The organism is Micromonospora sp. S-DT3-3-22 (genome assembly GCF_015354745.1).
GTDB lineage: Bacteria > Actinomycetota > Actinomycetes > Mycobacteriales > Micromonosporaceae > Micromonospora > Micromonospora wenchangensis.
This window is the reverse complement of sequence record NZ_JACGMO010000034.1, coordinates 19,907-33,695: the sequence shown is the minus strand read 5'-3', so window position 1 is coordinate 33,695 and position 13,789 is coordinate 19,907. Positions and strand designations below refer to the sequence as shown.

The 13,789-nt window shown below is 71.6% G+C and carries 12 protein-coding genes; all 12 read left to right on the top strand.

Features of this window, described 5'->3' with window-relative positions:
• The first annotated feature begins 453 nt into the window (after positions 1–453).
• Positions 454–1,719, top strand: coding sequence for an LPXTG cell wall anchor domain-containing protein (locus tag H1A17_RS12730; protein WP_194821938.1), 1,266 nt, complete (start codon positions 454–456; stop codon positions 1,717–1,719).
• Positions 1,720–1,844: 125 nt separating this feature from the next.
• The gene (locus tag H1A17_RS12725; protein WP_145917461.1) at positions 1,845–2,555 is read left to right on the top strand and encodes a demethylmenaquinone methyltransferase; all 711 of its coding nucleotides are present in this window, start codon (positions 1,845–1,847) and stop codon (positions 2,553–2,555) included.
• A 67-nt stretch (positions 2,556–2,622) separates the two neighbouring features.
• A complete protein-coding gene (locus H1A17_RS12720; RefSeq protein WP_145917462.1) occupies positions 2,623–2,844 on the top strand; it encodes a hypothetical protein in 222 nt (73 codons plus the stop codon).
• Between the two features lie 134 nt (positions 2,845–2,978).
• Positions 2,979–4,253 (top strand): geranylgeranyl reductase family protein, encoded by a 1,275-nt coding sequence (locus tag H1A17_RS12715; RefSeq protein ID WP_145917463.1) that lies wholly within the window; start codon positions 2,979–2,981, stop codon positions 4,251–4,253.
• Between the two features lie 136 nt (positions 4,254–4,389).
• A complete protein-coding gene (locus H1A17_RS12710; protein WP_067300536.1) occupies positions 4,390–4,755 on the top strand; it encodes an NADH-quinone oxidoreductase subunit A in 366 nt (121 codons plus the stop codon).
• A gap of 14 nt (positions 4,756–4,769) precedes the next feature.
• The gene (locus tag H1A17_RS12705) at positions 4,770–5,447 is read left to right on the top strand and encodes an NADH-quinone oxidoreductase subunit B family protein (protein ID WP_145917464.1); all 678 of its coding nucleotides are present in this window, start codon (positions 4,770–4,772) and stop codon (positions 5,445–5,447) included.
• Positions 5,444–6,175, top strand: a complete 732-nt coding sequence (locus H1A17_RS12700) for an NADH-quinone oxidoreductase subunit C (protein WP_088646157.1) — start codon at positions 5,444–5,446, stop codon at positions 6,173–6,175. Before H1A17_RS12705 ends, H1A17_RS12700 begins: the two co-directional genes overlap by 4 nt.
• A gap of 55 nt (positions 6,176–6,230) precedes the next feature.
• Positions 6,231–7,556, top strand: a complete 1,326-nt coding sequence (locus tag H1A17_RS12695; RefSeq protein ID WP_145917465.1) for an NADH-quinone oxidoreductase subunit D — start codon at positions 6,231–6,233, stop codon at positions 7,554–7,556.
• A gap of 52 nt (positions 7,557–7,608) precedes the next feature.
• On the top strand, positions 7,609–8,703 hold the full coding sequence (gene nuoE / locus H1A17_RS12690; RefSeq protein WP_194821937.1) for an NADH-quinone oxidoreductase subunit NuoE: 1,095 nt from the start codon (positions 7,609–7,611) through the stop codon (positions 8,701–8,703).
• Positions 8,700–10,016: an NADH-quinone oxidoreductase subunit NuoF gene (gene nuoF / locus H1A17_RS12685; RefSeq protein WP_145917467.1), complete on the top strand. Its 1,317-nt coding sequence runs from the start codon at positions 8,700–8,702 to the stop codon at positions 10,014–10,016. The genes nuoE and nuoF overlap by 4 nt, the downstream gene beginning before the upstream one ends.
• A complete protein-coding gene (locus H1A17_RS12680) occupies positions 10,016–12,442 on the top strand; it encodes an NADH-quinone oxidoreductase subunit G (RefSeq protein WP_145917468.1) in 2,427 nt (808 codons plus the stop codon). Before nuoF ends, H1A17_RS12680 begins: the two co-directional genes overlap by 1 nt.
• Complete coding sequence (gene nuoH / locus H1A17_RS12675; RefSeq protein WP_145917469.1) at positions 12,439–13,788, top strand: NADH-quinone oxidoreductase subunit NuoH; 1,350 nt, start codon at positions 12,439–12,441, stop codon at positions 13,786–13,788. Before H1A17_RS12680 ends, nuoH begins: the two co-directional genes overlap by 4 nt.
• The last annotated feature ends 1 nt before the right edge of the window (position 13,789 follow it).

The window sequence follows — 13,789 nt, the reverse complement described above, 5'->3', positions numbered from 1 at the left end:
GGTGTGGTGACTGGCTGAACGGGTCCGGGTGTCGGCCCCGGGGATATTCGTGGTCGCCGTTCGGCCGAGACGGCGCGGGATCAGCCCCCACAAGACGCGGCAATTGGGGCGGCGTGCGGCACGCTGGGCGGATATCCCGCTCCCGGTGCTGCGGCGCGGGGGTTGGCGCGGCGCGTCGGTGCCCGCTAACGTGCGCCCGACGTACCTCCGCCCACCGCCTGCGGTAAGCGGATGACGAGTGTCGTACGTCCTCCATCGGCCCGGGAGGGCCGTTCATATAAAACGGGGGCGGGACGGGTGACCGTCCCGCCCCCGCTCCTCGTCCGTTCGGCCCCGTCTGGGACAAAATCGCACGTCACGGCTGGCGCACCGGCGTCGATCTCGGATAACGTCCGCTCGGTTCGCCACATCAGCCCCACCTTTCCCAGCAGTCCCTAGCCCCCCGGGGGATCGATGACTCTGTTCCACCGCTCGGCCCTGGCCCGCGTCGGCGCCGTGGCCCTGCTCGCCGTCGGTGGCCTGGCCACCGTCGCCGCCCCGGCCAGCGCCGCCGACCAGGCGCAGCTCGACCTCGTTCCGCTCAGCTCCCAGCTGGCCCTGGGCGTCAAGGAGGCCAAGGCCAAGCCGTTCAAGTTCTCCGTGCAGAACGTCCGCGGCACGGTCGACGCCAAGGACGTGAAGGTCACCGTCGAGACCGCGGGCCTGAGGCCCAACAAGGTCGGGGTGCTCGTGCCGGACGGCTGCGCCGTCAGCGGCACCGCCTTCACCTGCTCCCTGTCCGACCTGGGCGGCACCACCGACGGCATCGCCGCCGGCACCACCGAGGAGTTCGGCATCCCGCTGTTCGGCACCGACACGCGCGGCAAGGGTGGCGTGCTGAAGGTGACCGTGAGCGGATCCAACACCACCTCGGACTCGGTCGACCACGAGATCATGGTCGTCAAGCCCGGCTACGACCTGACCACCTGGGTGCAGGACGTCTACGCCGACGTGGTGGTCGACGGCGACGAGGCCGGCGAGAGCGGACTGACCGGCGTCAAGCCCGGCGGGACCGCCCCGCTGGACTGGGCGGTCTACAACGGCGGCAGCCGCCGCGCGACCGGCGTCTTCTACGGGATCGCCCTGCCGGACGGCGCCAGCTTCGTCGACCTGCCGGAGAGCTGCGTCACGCAGGACCTGGGCGGCGTGGTGGCGTACTGCGAGGACACCGGCGCGGTGCTGCGGCCGGGCGAGTTCTACACCGCCGACGTACGGGTCAAGGTCGGCGCGGGCGTCACCGAGAAGGTGCTCACCCCGGGCGTCCTGTTCGCCGCCGGGCTGACCGAGGCCGAGGGCACGCCGGAGGAGGAGCCGCAGGTCGCCAGCAAGGCGCAGCGCAAGGTCTTCACCGAGACCGACGACGGCGACAACACGTCGCTGTTCGACGTGTTCGTCGACCTGAGCACCGGCCCGAGCCCCAGCCCGAGCCCGACCGGGGAGCCGAGCCCGAGCCCGAGCCCGAGCACCAGCGGTCAGCCGAGCCCGAGCACCAGCGTCAGCCCGACGACCGGTGGTGGCACGGGTGGCGGCGACGGCGGTCTGCCGGTGACCGGCGCGCAGGCCACCCTGATCGGTGGCATCGGTGCCGTCGTGCTGCTCGCGGGCGGCGCGCTGCTGATGCTCGCCCGTCGGCGTCGGCTGGTGCTGGTGACCCCGGGCGACGAGAAGCCGCAGAGCTGACCGCAGGCAGGTCTTTCGCGTAGGGCAACCGGCGGGCGGGGTGGACGACCATCCCGCCCGCCGCGTGTCCGTGGGAAGAGCCACCCCACGCCGGGCGGGTGGGATCAGGCTGGCAGAGTGGAGGGGTGAGTCGTACCCCGCAGGGCCAGCGCGCCGGCCTGGACAAGTCGCCACCCGAGGTCGCCGCGATGTTCGACGGCGTGGCCGCCCGTTACGACCTGACCAACACGGTGCTGTCCTTCGGGCAGGACCGGTCGTGGCGACGGGCCACCCGGGCGGCGCTCGGGCTGCTCCCCGGCGAGCGGGTGCTGGACGTGGGCGCCGGCACCGGGGTGTCGACGCAGGAACTGGCCCGCTCCGGGGCGTACGCGGTGGGCGCGGACCTGTCGCAGGGCATGCTGCACGCCGGCCGGCGGGTCCGGCCGGAGGTGCCGCTGCTGGCCGGGGACGCGCTGCGGCTGCCCTTCGCCGACGCCTCCTTCGACGCGGTGACGATCTCCTTCGCCCTGCGCAACGTCAACGACCCCGACGCGGCGCTGCGGGAGCTGGCCCGGGTGACCCGGCCGGGCGGCCGGCTGGTGGTCTGCGAGTTCAGCACGCCGGTGCACCCGGCCTTCCGCACCGTCTACCTGTCGTACCTGATGCGGTCGTTGCCGACGGTGGCCCGGACGGTGTCCAGCAACCCCGACGCGTACGTCTACCTGGCCGAGTCGATCCGGGCCTGGCCGGACCAGGCGGCCCTGGCGGCGCGGGTCGGCGCGGCCGGCTGGGGCCGGGTGGCGTGGCGCAACCTGACCGGCGGGGTGGTGGCCCTGCACCGGGCCGTCCGGGTGTGACCGAGGGTGAACGCCCTCTTTCGCTGATGTCCGGCTTTCGTCTATTTTGGGGCGTAAGCTCCCGGGCATGACCGGAGTAGTGCCCAGCGACCCCACGACCCCCACCGACGACGATGCCGCCGAGCTGGTGGCCCAGCTCAGGGAGCTGGCCGGCGCGGACCCGGCCGAGGTCCGCCAGGTGGTCGCCGAGGTGCTGGGTGCCCTCGACCGGGCGGCCGGCGGAGCGCTGCGTGACCACCTGCCGGCGGCGGTCCGGGCCTACGACGGGCTCGACATCGCCCGGAACTGAGGGACGAACCCACCCCGACCGGCATGTTTCCAGGAAGTTAGGTACCCCTCACCCGGCAGCTGTGTAACCACGGTCATAGACTCCAACCCGATCGGCTTGTGAAGCATTTCACGAGCGTGCGGGAGGAGGCGCAGATGACATCGGTGGAGAACGACGCCGACGTGATCGTGGTGGGCGCCGGTCCCGGTGGATCGGCGACGGCGTACCACCTGGCGCGGCACGGCGTACGCGTGCTGCTGCTGGAGAAGACCGAGTTCCCCCGCGAGAAGGTGTGCGGGGACGGGCTCACCCCCCGGGCGACCCGGCAGCTCATCCGGATGGGCGTGGACACCTCGCCCGAGGCCGGCTGGCTGCACAACAAGGGCCTGCGGGTGATCGGCGGCGGGGTACGCCTCGAACTGGACTGGCCCGACCTGGCCAGCTTCCCCAACTACGGCCTGGTCCGGACCCGGCTGGACTTCGACGACCTGCTCGCCCAGCGGGCGGTCTCCGCCGGTGCCGAGCTGCGGACCAACGTCAACGTCATCGGCCCGGTGCTCGACGCGGCCGACCGGGTGATCGGGGTGACCGCCGAGGTCGGCCCGGACCGGGAACCGGCCACCTTCCACGCCCCGCTGGTGGTCGCCGCGGACGGCGTCTCCGGCCGGTTCCCGCTCGCCCTGGGCCTGGCCAAGCGGGAGGACCGGCCGATCGGCGTGGCCGTCCGCCGCTACTACCGTTCGCCGGCCCGGCACGACGACGACTACCTGGAGTCCTGGCTGGAGCTGCGCAGCAAGGGCAGCGACGCGCTGCTGCCCGGCTACGGCTGGATCTTCGGCCTCGGCGACGGCCGGGTCAACGTCGGCCTCGGCGTGCTCAACTCCTCCTCCGCGTTCGGCAAGACGAACTACCGGCGGCTGCTCACCGACTGGCTGGCCAACACCCCGGCGGACTGGGGGATGACCGACGAGACGAACGCCGACGGCCCGATCCTCGGCGCGGCGCTGCCGATGGGCTTCAACCGGGTGCCGCACTACACCCGGGGGGTCCTGCTGGTCGGCGACTCCGGCGGCATGGTCAACCCGTTCAACGGCGAGGGCATCGCGTACGCGATGGAGTCCGGCGAACTGGCCGCCGAGGTCATCGTGCAGGCGCTGGCCCGGCCGGCCGGCCCGGAGCGGGAGCGGGCGCTTACCGCGTACCCGCAGGAGCTGAAGGCCCGGTTCGGCGGCTACTACCGGCTCGGCGGGATCTTCGTCAAGCTGATCGGCCGGCCCGAGGTGATGCGGATGGCGACCAAGCACGGCATGCCGCACCCGATGCTGATGCGCTTCGTGCTCAAGCTGCTGGCCAACCTGACCGACCCGCGCGGCGGGGACGCGATGGACCGGGTCATCAACGCGATGACGAAGGCGGCCCCGGCCGTGTGAGGCGTGACCGGGCCAGGGCCAACGGCGGCACCGGCACGGACAGGGATCGACCCCCGCTGACGGCAGTCACGAGGGACGTGAATAGTGTGAATTTTGTCAAGCACCTGGGGCAGGGGAAGGACGAGCAGGAGAAAAGATGTCGCTCTCGCCTTACGCACCGATCATCGGGCTGTTCGCCCTCGCCGCGGCGTTCTCGCTGTTCTCCGTGGCCGCCGCCCGCTTCGCCGGTCCCCGGCGCTACAACAAGGCCAAGCTCGAGGCGTACGAGTGTGGGATCGAGCCCAGCCCGCAGCCCGTGGGCGGCGGACGGTTCCCGATCAAGTTCTACCTGACGGCGATGCTCTTCATCGTCTTCGACATCGAGATCATCTTCCTCTACCCCTGGGCGGTCTCCTTCGACGCCCTGCCGATCTTCGGCTTCGTGGAGATGGTCCTGTTCATCGTCGCGGTCTTCGTCGCGTACGCCTACGTGTGGCGGCGCGGCGGGCTGGACTGGGACTGAGGGAGGAACGTCAGATGGGCATCGAGGAGAAACTCCCCGCCGGCGTCCTGCTCACCTCCGTGGAGAAGCTGGTCAACTGGTCGCGGAAGTCGTCCGTCTGGGGCGCCACCTTCGGCCTGGCCTGCTGCGCCATCGAGATGATGGCGGCCGGTGGCCCGCACTACGACATGGGCCGCTGGGGCATGGAGGTCTTCCGGGCCTCGCCGCGCCAGGCCGACCTGATGATCGTGGCCGGCCGGGTGAGCCAGAAGATGGCCCCGGTCCTGCGCCAGATCTACGACCAGATGGCCGAGCCCCGCTGGGTGCTCTCCATGGGCGTCTGCGCCAGCAGCGGCGGCATGTTCAACAACTACGCGATCGTCCAGGGCGTCGACCACGTCGTCCCGGTCGACATGTACCTGCCGGGCTGCCCGCCCCGCCCCGAGATGCTCATCGACGCGATCCTCAAGCTCCGCGAGAAGATCATGTACGAGCCGCTGGGCCCGAACGGCCGCAAGATGCAGGCGGCCCGCCTGGAGCGCGGCGACGTGCCCGTGGTGCCGTACGGCTCGATGCCGTCGTCGTACCGCAACGACAAGGCCCGCCGTGCCGAGTGGACGAAGGCGGTCCGCGAGGGGCGCGAGGAGCAGTTGCGGATCGAGAACTGGATGAACGCCCAGAACCACCTCCAGCCGCAGGGGGGCCCCAAGTGACCGACGACCGCACCAACGACGGCGGGGTGCCGGTACCGGTCACCCCGGCCGGTGCGACGAGCGGCGCCCCCGCCGAGCTGCCGCCGTCCAGCCCCGCCGGGCGCGGCATGTTCGGCATGCAGGGCACCGGCGACGTGTCCGGCTACGGCGGCCTGGTCCGCCAGCGCACCCCGATCGAGGAGGCCCCCCGGCCGTACGGGGGCTACTTCGACGAGGTACGCGACGCGCTGGAGGAGGCGTACCCGCAGTTCGGCGACGCGATCGAGAAGGTCGTCGTGGACCGGGGCGAGCTGACCCTGCACGTCCGCCCGGAGCGGATCGCCGAGGTGTGCCAGGTGATGCGGGACGACCTCGCGCTGCGCTTCGAACTGTGCTCCTCGGTGTCCGGGGTGGACTACCTCGGTGCCGACGAGCGCCGGCTGCACGTGGTCTACCAGCTCACCTCGATGACCTACCGGCGTCGGGTCCGGCTGGAGGCGGCCGTCTCCGCCGAGCACCCGCACCTGCCCAGCGTCACCGCCGTCTACCCGACGGCCGACTGGCAGGAGCGCGAAGCGTACGACATGTTCGGGGTCATCTTCGACGGCCACCCCAACCTGACCCGGGTGCTGATGCCGGACGACTGGGAGGGCCACCCGCAGCGCAAGGACTACCCGCTCGGCGGCGTCCCCGTCGAGTACAAGGGCGCGGAGATCCCGCCGCCGGACCGCCGGAGGTCGTACCAGTGAGCGCGAGGAGTGCAGCGGAGCGGAGCCCCGCAGTCGCGAACGGAGGGCCGGAGCTGTGACCACGTCCAACTACGCGACCGAGCGGGAGACCACCGAGGGGCGGGTCTTCACCGTCACCGGTGGGGACTGGGACCAGGTCGTCTCCGGCACCGACCCGATCAACGACGAGCGGATCGTCGTGAACATGGGTCCGCAGCACCCGTCGACGCACGGCGTGCTCCGGCTGATCCTGGAGCTGGAGGGCGAGACGGTCCGCGAGGCCCGCTCGGTCGTCGGCTACCTGCACACCGGCATCGAGAAGAACCTCGAATACCGCAACTGGGTGCAGGGTTCGACCTTCGTGACCCGGATGGACTACCTCGCCCCGATCTTCAACGAGACGGCGTACAGCCTCGCGGTGGAGAAGCTGCTCGGCATCACCGACGACATCACCGAGCGGGCCAACACGATCCGCGTGCTGATGATGGAGCTGAACCGGATCTCGTCGCACCTGGTCTGGCTGGCCACCACCGGCATGGAGCTGGGCGCGATCTCGATCATGCTGTACGGCTTCCGCGAGCGGGAGTACATCCTCGACATCTTCGAGACCATCACCGGCCTGCGGATGAACCACGCGTACGTCCGACCGGGCGGGGTGGCGCAGGACGTCCCGGACGACGCGATCCGCAAGATCCGCGAGTTCCTCAAGATGATGCCGAAGAAGCTCAAGGAGTACGAGGACCTCCTCTCCGGCCAGCCGATCTGGACCGAGCGCACCCAGGGTGTCGCGGTGCTCGACGTGACCGCCTGTGTCGCGCTCGGCGTCACCGGCCCGGTGCTGCGCTCCGCCGGCCTCGCCTGGGACCTGCGCAAGACCATGCCGTACTGCGGCTACGAGACGTACGAGTTCGACGTGCCGACCCACCCGGACGGCGACGTCTGGGGCCGCTACCTGGTCCGGCTCGCCGAGATCCGCGAGTCGCTCAAGCTGGTCGAGCAGGCGTTGGACCGGTTGAAGCCGGGCCCGGTGATGGTCGCCGACCGCAAGATCGCCTGGCCGGCGCAGCTCGCCATCGGCGTGGACGGCATGGGCAACTCGCTGGAGCACGTCGCCAAGATCATGGGTCAGTCGATGGAGTCGCTGATCCACCACTTCAAGCTGGTCACCGAGGGCTTCCGGGTCCCGCCGGGCCAGGTGTACGTCGGCATCGAGTCGCCCCGGGGCGAGCTGGGCGTGCACGCGGTCTCCGACGGTGGCACCCGGCCGTACCGGGTGCACTACCGGGAGCCGAGCTTCGTCAACCTCCAGGCCCTTCCGGCGATGGCCGAGGGCGGCCTGATCGCCGACGTGATCGCCGGCGGCGCCTCGCTGGACCCCGTGATGGGTGGTTGTGACAGGTGAGCGCGAGGAGTGAGCTTGCGAGCCCCGCAGTCGCGAACGGAAGGCGACGCCGATGAGTGTCTTCACTGAGGAAACCCGGGTCCGGGCACGGGAGATCATCGCCCGGTACCCGGCCGACCGGTCCCGCTCGGCGCTGCTGCCGCTGCTGCACCTGGTGCAGGCCGAGGAGGGCTACGTCTCCCCGGCCGGGGTGGCGTTCTGCGCCGAGGTGCTGGGGCTGAACAAGGCCCAGGTCGGCGCGGTGGCCACCTTCTACACCATGTACAAGCGCCGACCCACCGGTGACTACCTGGTCAGCGTCTGCACCAACACGATGTGCAACGTGCTCGGCGGGCAGGAGGTCTACGACACACTCGTCGAGCACCTGGGCGTCGGGCACGACGAGACCACCGCCGACGGGAAGATCACCCTGGAGCACGCCGAGTGCCTCGCGGCGTGCGACTACGGCCCGGTGATGACCGTCAACTACGACTTCTTCGACGGCGTCGACCCGCAGGGCGCGGTCGGTGTGGTGGACGAGCTGCGCGCCGGGGGCCGGCCGATGCCGACCCGGGGTGCCCGGCTCTGCACCCTCAAGGAGATGGCCGTCCAGCTCGCCGGGTTCGCCGACGAGCGCGAGGGCGCGGTCGCCGACGGCGGGCCGGGTGAGGCCACCCTGCGCGGCCTGCGCCTGGCCGAGCAGCACGGCATCACGGCACCGGGTTACGACCCGAAGACCCCGATCCGCAGCAAGGCCGAGGCCGACAAGGCCGCCGCCGAGGCGAAGGCCGAGGCCACCAAGGCCGCCGCGCCGGCCGCCCCGGCGGCGAAGCCGGAGCAGGTCACCGGCAGCACCGCGCCGGACGTCAAGGCACCGGACGACAAGTCGCCGCAGGTGCGTACCGCCGAGACCCGGCAGCCCGACGCGGCGACCGCCGTGCCGGACGCGCCCGGCACGAAGGTCCCGACCGACGGTCCGCCGCCGGCCTCCCCCGACGCCCGGGCGGCGCAGGCGGCCGGGGTGGCCGCGAACGCTCCCGCCGGTGACGGCAAGCCCGCCGGCGACGATGCCGGCGCGCAGCAGCGCAACCTCAAGGAAGCCGAGGCGGGAACGGGCGCTGCCGGCGCGGGCTCCGCCGTCGCGAGCGAGACGGGGGCCAAGAAGTGACCACTCCCCGGCCGGAGACCCTGGCCAAGCTGACCCCGGTGCTGACCCGCCGCTGGCTCTCCCCGGACGCCTGGCGGATCGGCGCCTACGAGAAGCTCGACGGCTACGCCGCGCTGCGCAAGGCCCTCAAGGCCCACCCGGACGACCTGATCCAGCTGATCAAGGACTCCGGGCTGCGCGGGCGGGGTGGCGCGGGCTTCCCCACCGGCCTGAAGTGGGGCTTCATCCCGCAGGGCGACGGCAAGCCGCACTACCTGGTGGTCAACGCCGACGAGGGCGAGCCGGGCACCTGCAAGGACCTGCCGCTGATGACCCACGACCCGCACTCGCTGGTCGAGGGGGTCATCATCGCCTCGTACGCGATCCGGGCCAACCGGGCCTACATCTACATCCGGGGCGAGGCGGTGCACGCCGCCCGTCGGCTGCGCAACGCGGTGGCCGAGGCGCAGGCCAAGGGCTACCTCGGACGCAACATCCTGGGCACCGGGTTCGACCTGGAACTGGTGGTGCACTCCGGCGCCGGGGCGTACATCTGCGGCGAGGAGACGGCGCTGCTGGACTCGCTGGAGGGGTTCCGGGGTCAGCCCCGGCTCCGCCCGCCGTTCCCGGCCACCCACGGCCTGTACGCCAGCCCGACGGTGGTCAACAACGTCGGCACCATCGCCAGCGTGCCCTACATCGTGCTGGGCGGTGCGGACTGGTGGAAGTCCATGGGCACCGAGAAGTCGTCCGGGCCGATGATCTACTCGCTGTCCGGGCGGATCGCCAACCCGGGTCAGTTCGAGTGCGGCCTGGGCGTCACCCTGCGGGAGCTGATCGAGCTGGCCGGCGGGATGCAGCCCGGTCACCAGCTCCGGTTCTGGACGCCGGGTGGGTCGTCGACCCCGCTGCTCACCGCCGAGCACCTGGACGTGCCGCTGGACTTCGAGGGGGTGGCGGCGGCCGGCTCGATCCTGGGCACCACGGCCACCCAGATCTTCTCCGACCAGGACTGCCCGGTCTACGCGACGTACCGGTGGCTGGAGTTCTACCACCACGAGTCGTGCGGCAAGTGCACGCCGTGCCGGGAGGGCAACTACTGGATGGTCCGGGTCTACCGGCGCATCCTCGCCGGCCAGGGCACCCACGAGGACCTGGACACCCTGCTCGACACCTGCGACAACATCCTCGGCCGCTCGTTCTGCGGTCTGGGTGACGGCGCGACCAGCTCGGTGACCTCGTCGTTGCAGTACTTCAAGCAGGACTACCTCGACTACATCGAGGGGCGTACCGCGCCGAAGCTCTCCGACAAGCAGCTGGTTGGAGCCCACTGATGACTGACGTGGCGAAGGCCGCCGAGACCGTAACGCTCACCATCGACGGCGTCGAGGTCACCGCCCCCAAGGGGGCGCTGCTGATCCGGGTCGCCGAGCAGCTGGGCACCGAGATCCCCCGGTTCTGCGACCACCCGCTGCTGGCCCCGGCCGGCGCCTGCCGGCAGTGCCTGGTCGAGGTGGAGGGGCAGCGCAAGCCGGTCGCCTCCTGCACCCAGACCGTCGCCGAGGGCATGGTGGTCCGCACCCAGCTCACCTCCCCGGTCGCCAAGAAGGCGCAGGAGGGGGTGATGGAGCTGCTGCTGGTCAACCACCCGCTGGACTGCCCGATGTGTGACAAGGGCGGCGAGTGCCCGCTGCAGAACCAGGCGATGTCCACCGGCCGTACCGACTCCCGCTTCCACGAGCACAAGCGGGAGTACGAGAAGCCGATGGAGATCAGCACCCAGGTGCTGCTCGACCGGGAGCGCTGCGTGCTCTGCCAGCGCTGCACCCGGTTCTCCGAGGAGATCGCCGGCGACAAGTTCATCGACCTGATGGGCCGGTCGTCCGCCGAGGAGATCAACATCTACCGGGACGACGCGTACGGCGCGGAGGGCGACGAGGGCGACGTCCCGTTCAACTCGTACTTCTCCGGCAACACCGTCCAGATCTGCCCGGTCGGCGCGCTCACCGGGGCGCAGTACCGGTTCCGGGCCCGCCCGTTCGACCTGGTGTCCAGCCCGAGCGTCTGCGAGCACTGCTCGGCCGGCTGCGCGCAGCGCACCGACTGGCGGCGGGGCAAGGTGCTGCGCCGCCTCGCCGGGGACGACCCGCAGGTCAACGAGGAGTGGAACTGCGACAAGGGGCGGTGGGGCTTCCAGTACACCCGCGCCTTCGACCGGCTCACCACCCCGCTGGTCCGCGACGAGAAGTCCGGCGAGCTGCGGGAGGCGTCCTGGAGCGAGGCGCTGACCCGGGCCGCCGACGGGCTGCGCGCCGCCCGCGACGAGGGTCGCGGCACGGCGGTGCTGACCGGTGGCCGGCTGACCGTCGAGGACGCCTACGCGTACGCGAAGTTCGCCCGGGTCGCCCTGAACACCAACGACATCGACTTCCGGGCCCGGCCGGTCTCCCGCGAGGAGTCCGACTTCCTGGCCAGCACCGTCGCCGGGGTCACCGACGTGACCTACGCCGACGTGGAGAAGGCGTCCACGGTGGTGCTGGTCGGGCTGGAGCCGGAGGAGGAGTGCCCGATCCTCTTCCTGCGGCTGCGCAAGGCGTACCTGAAGAAGAAGCTGACGGTCTACGCGATCGCCCCGTTCGCCACCCGGGGCCTGGAGAAGCTCGGGGCCAAGCTGGCCCGGGTGGTGCCGGGCGAGGAGGCGAGCGTGCTCGCCGACCACGACACGGTGGCCGAGGCGCTGAGCGCCGAGGGCGCGATCCTGTTCGTCGGCGAGCGGCTGGCCGGTGTGCCCGGTGGCCTCTCCGCCGCCGCGGACGTCGCCCGGCGTACCGGCGCGAAGCTGGCCTGGGTGCCGCGGCGCGCGGGTGACCGGGGTGCGGTCGACGCGGGCTGCCTGCCCAACCTGCTGCCCGGTGGGCGTCCGGTGACCGAGCCGTCGGCCCGCGCCGAACTGGGCGAGGCGTGGGACATCCCGGCCGGGGTGATCCCCAGCCAGGCCGGTCGGGACACCGACCAGATCCTGGCCGCCGCCGCGAACGGTCAGCTCGGCGCCCTGGTGGTGGCCGGCGTGGACCCGGCCGACCTGGCCGACCCGAGGCTGGCCGAGCAGGCGCTCGACGCGGTGCCCTTCCTGGTCAGCCTGGAGCTGCGCAACTCGGCGGTGGCCCGCCGGGCCGACGTGGTGCTGCCGGTCGCCCCGGTGGTCGAGAAGGCCGGCAGCTTCCTGGACTGGGAGGGTCGGCTGCGCACCTTCGAGGCGGTGCTGCACACGGCGGCGATGACCGACGCCCGGGTGCTGGACGCGATCGCCGCGCAGCTCGACGTCCGGCTCGGCACCGCTGACGTGTCGAGCATCCGCCGGGAGTTGGGCGCGCTGCCGCCGACCCGGGCGGACCGGCCGGTCAGCCCGTCGGTCGCCCCGGCGACCGTGCCCCAGCCGGGTGCGGGCGAGGCGGTGCTGGCCACCTGGCACCAGCTGATCGACCTGGGCAGCCTCACCGACGGCGACGAGCACCTCGCCGGCACCGCCCGCCCGCCGGTGGTCCGGCTGGGCAAGGGCACCGCCGAGACGCTCGGCGTCGCCGACGGTGACCCGGTCACGGTGGGCACCGACCGGGGTGCGGTCACCCTGCCGGCGGCCATCACCGAGATGCCCGACGGCGTCGTCTGGCTGCCGACCAACTCGCCCGGTTCGACCGTACGGCGCAGCCTCGGCGTCGCGTCCGGCACGGTGGTACGGATCTCCGGAGGTGCACAGTGAACACCCTCCTGGCGCAGGACCCGACACTGGCGGACTTCGGCAGGGACCCGTGGTGGTTGGTCCTTATCAAGATCGTCTTCGCCTTCGTCTTCGGTCTGCTCGCCACCCTGCTCGGCGTCTGGTTCGAGCGGCGGGTCGTCGGCTACATGCAGGTCCGGCCCGGCCCCAACCAGGTCGGCCCGTTCGGCCTGCTGCAGACCCTCGCCGACGGCCTCAAGATGGCCTTCAAGGAGGACATCCTCCCGAAGGCCGCCGACAAGGTCGTCTACTTCTTCGCGCCGGTCATCTCGGTGGTCTGCGCGGTCACCGCGCTGTCGGTGATCCCGTTCGGCCCGATGGTGAGCATCTTCGGCCACCGGACGCCGTTGCAGGTCACCGACGTGCCGGTGGCGGTGCTGGTGCTGCTGGCCTGCTCGTCGCTGGCCGTCTACGGCATCGTGCTCGGCGGTTGGGCCTCCGGCTCGACGTACCCGCTGCTCGGCGGCCTGCGCTCCAGCGCCCAGATGATCTCGTACGAGGTCGCGATGGGGCTGAGCATCGTCGCGGTGTTCATGACCGCCGGCACCATGTCCACCAGCGGGATCGTCGCCGCCCAGGGGGACGCCACCCGGCTCACCATCGGCGGCGTCGAGATCCCCGCGCCGGGCTGGTACGCGATCCTGCTGCTGCCCAGCTTCATCATCTTCTTCATCGCCACGGTCGGTGAGACCAACCGGGCGCCGTTCGACCTGCCCGAGGCGGAGTCGGAGCTGGTCGCCGGCTTCATGACCGAGTACAGCTCGCTGAAGTTCGCGCTGTTCATGCTCTCCGAGTACGTGGCCATGGTGACCATGTCCGCGGTGACCACGACGCTGTTCCTCGGCGGCTGGCGGGCCCCCTGGCCGATCACCCTGTGGGGCGACGCCAACACCGGCTGGTGGCCGATGCTCTGGTTCTTCGGCAAGGTGCTGATGCTGGTCTTCGTCTTCGTCTGGCTCCGGGGCACCCTGCCCCGGCTGCGCTACGACCAGTTCATGCGCTTCGGCTGGAAGGTGCTGCTGCCGATCAACCTGGTCTGGATCCTGGTCCTGGCCGGGCTGCGCTCCATCGAGGACTGGCAGTCGCGGGACCGGCTGCTCGCCACCGCCATCGGCGCGGGCGTGCTGCTGCTGGCGACGCTGCTGTGGCCGAGCCGCAAGCCGGCCCCGAAGCCGACCCCGCAGGAACAGGCCGACAACCGGCCGTACGGCAGCTTCCCGCTGCCCCCGCTGGATCTACAGGTACCACCGAGCCCGCGCACCAAGCGCGTGGTCGCCGAGCGGGAGCCGGCCAACATCGCCACCGGCTCCGACTCCAGGGAGGTGTGAC

Excerpts from the sequence above, each read along its gene's own strand:
- H1A17_RS12715 (WP_145917463.1), top strand. The coding sequence starts at position 2,979 with ATGACATCGGTGGAGAACGACGCCGACGTGATCGTGGTGGGCGCCGGT.
- H1A17_RS12680 (WP_145917468.1), top strand. The coding sequence starts at position 10,016 with ATGACTGACGTGGCGAAGGCCGCCGAGACCGTAACGCTCACCATCGAC.
- nuoE (WP_194821937.1), top strand. The coding sequence starts at position 7,609 with ATGAGTGTCTTCACTGAGGAAACCCGGGTCCGGGCACGGGAGATCATC.
- H1A17_RS12730 (WP_194821938.1), top strand. The coding sequence starts at position 454 with ATGACTCTGTTCCACCGCTCGGCCCTGGCCCGCGTCGGCGCCGTGGCC.
- H1A17_RS12720 (WP_145917462.1), top strand. The coding sequence starts at position 2,623 with ATGACCGGAGTAGTGCCCAGCGACCCCACGACCCCCACCGACGACGAT.
- H1A17_RS12710 (WP_067300536.1), top strand. The coding sequence starts at position 4,390 with ATGTCGCTCTCGCCTTACGCACCGATCATCGGGCTGTTCGCCCTCGCC.
- H1A17_RS12705 (WP_145917464.1), top strand. The coding sequence starts at position 4,770 with ATGGGCATCGAGGAGAAACTCCCCGCCGGCGTCCTGCTCACCTCCGTG.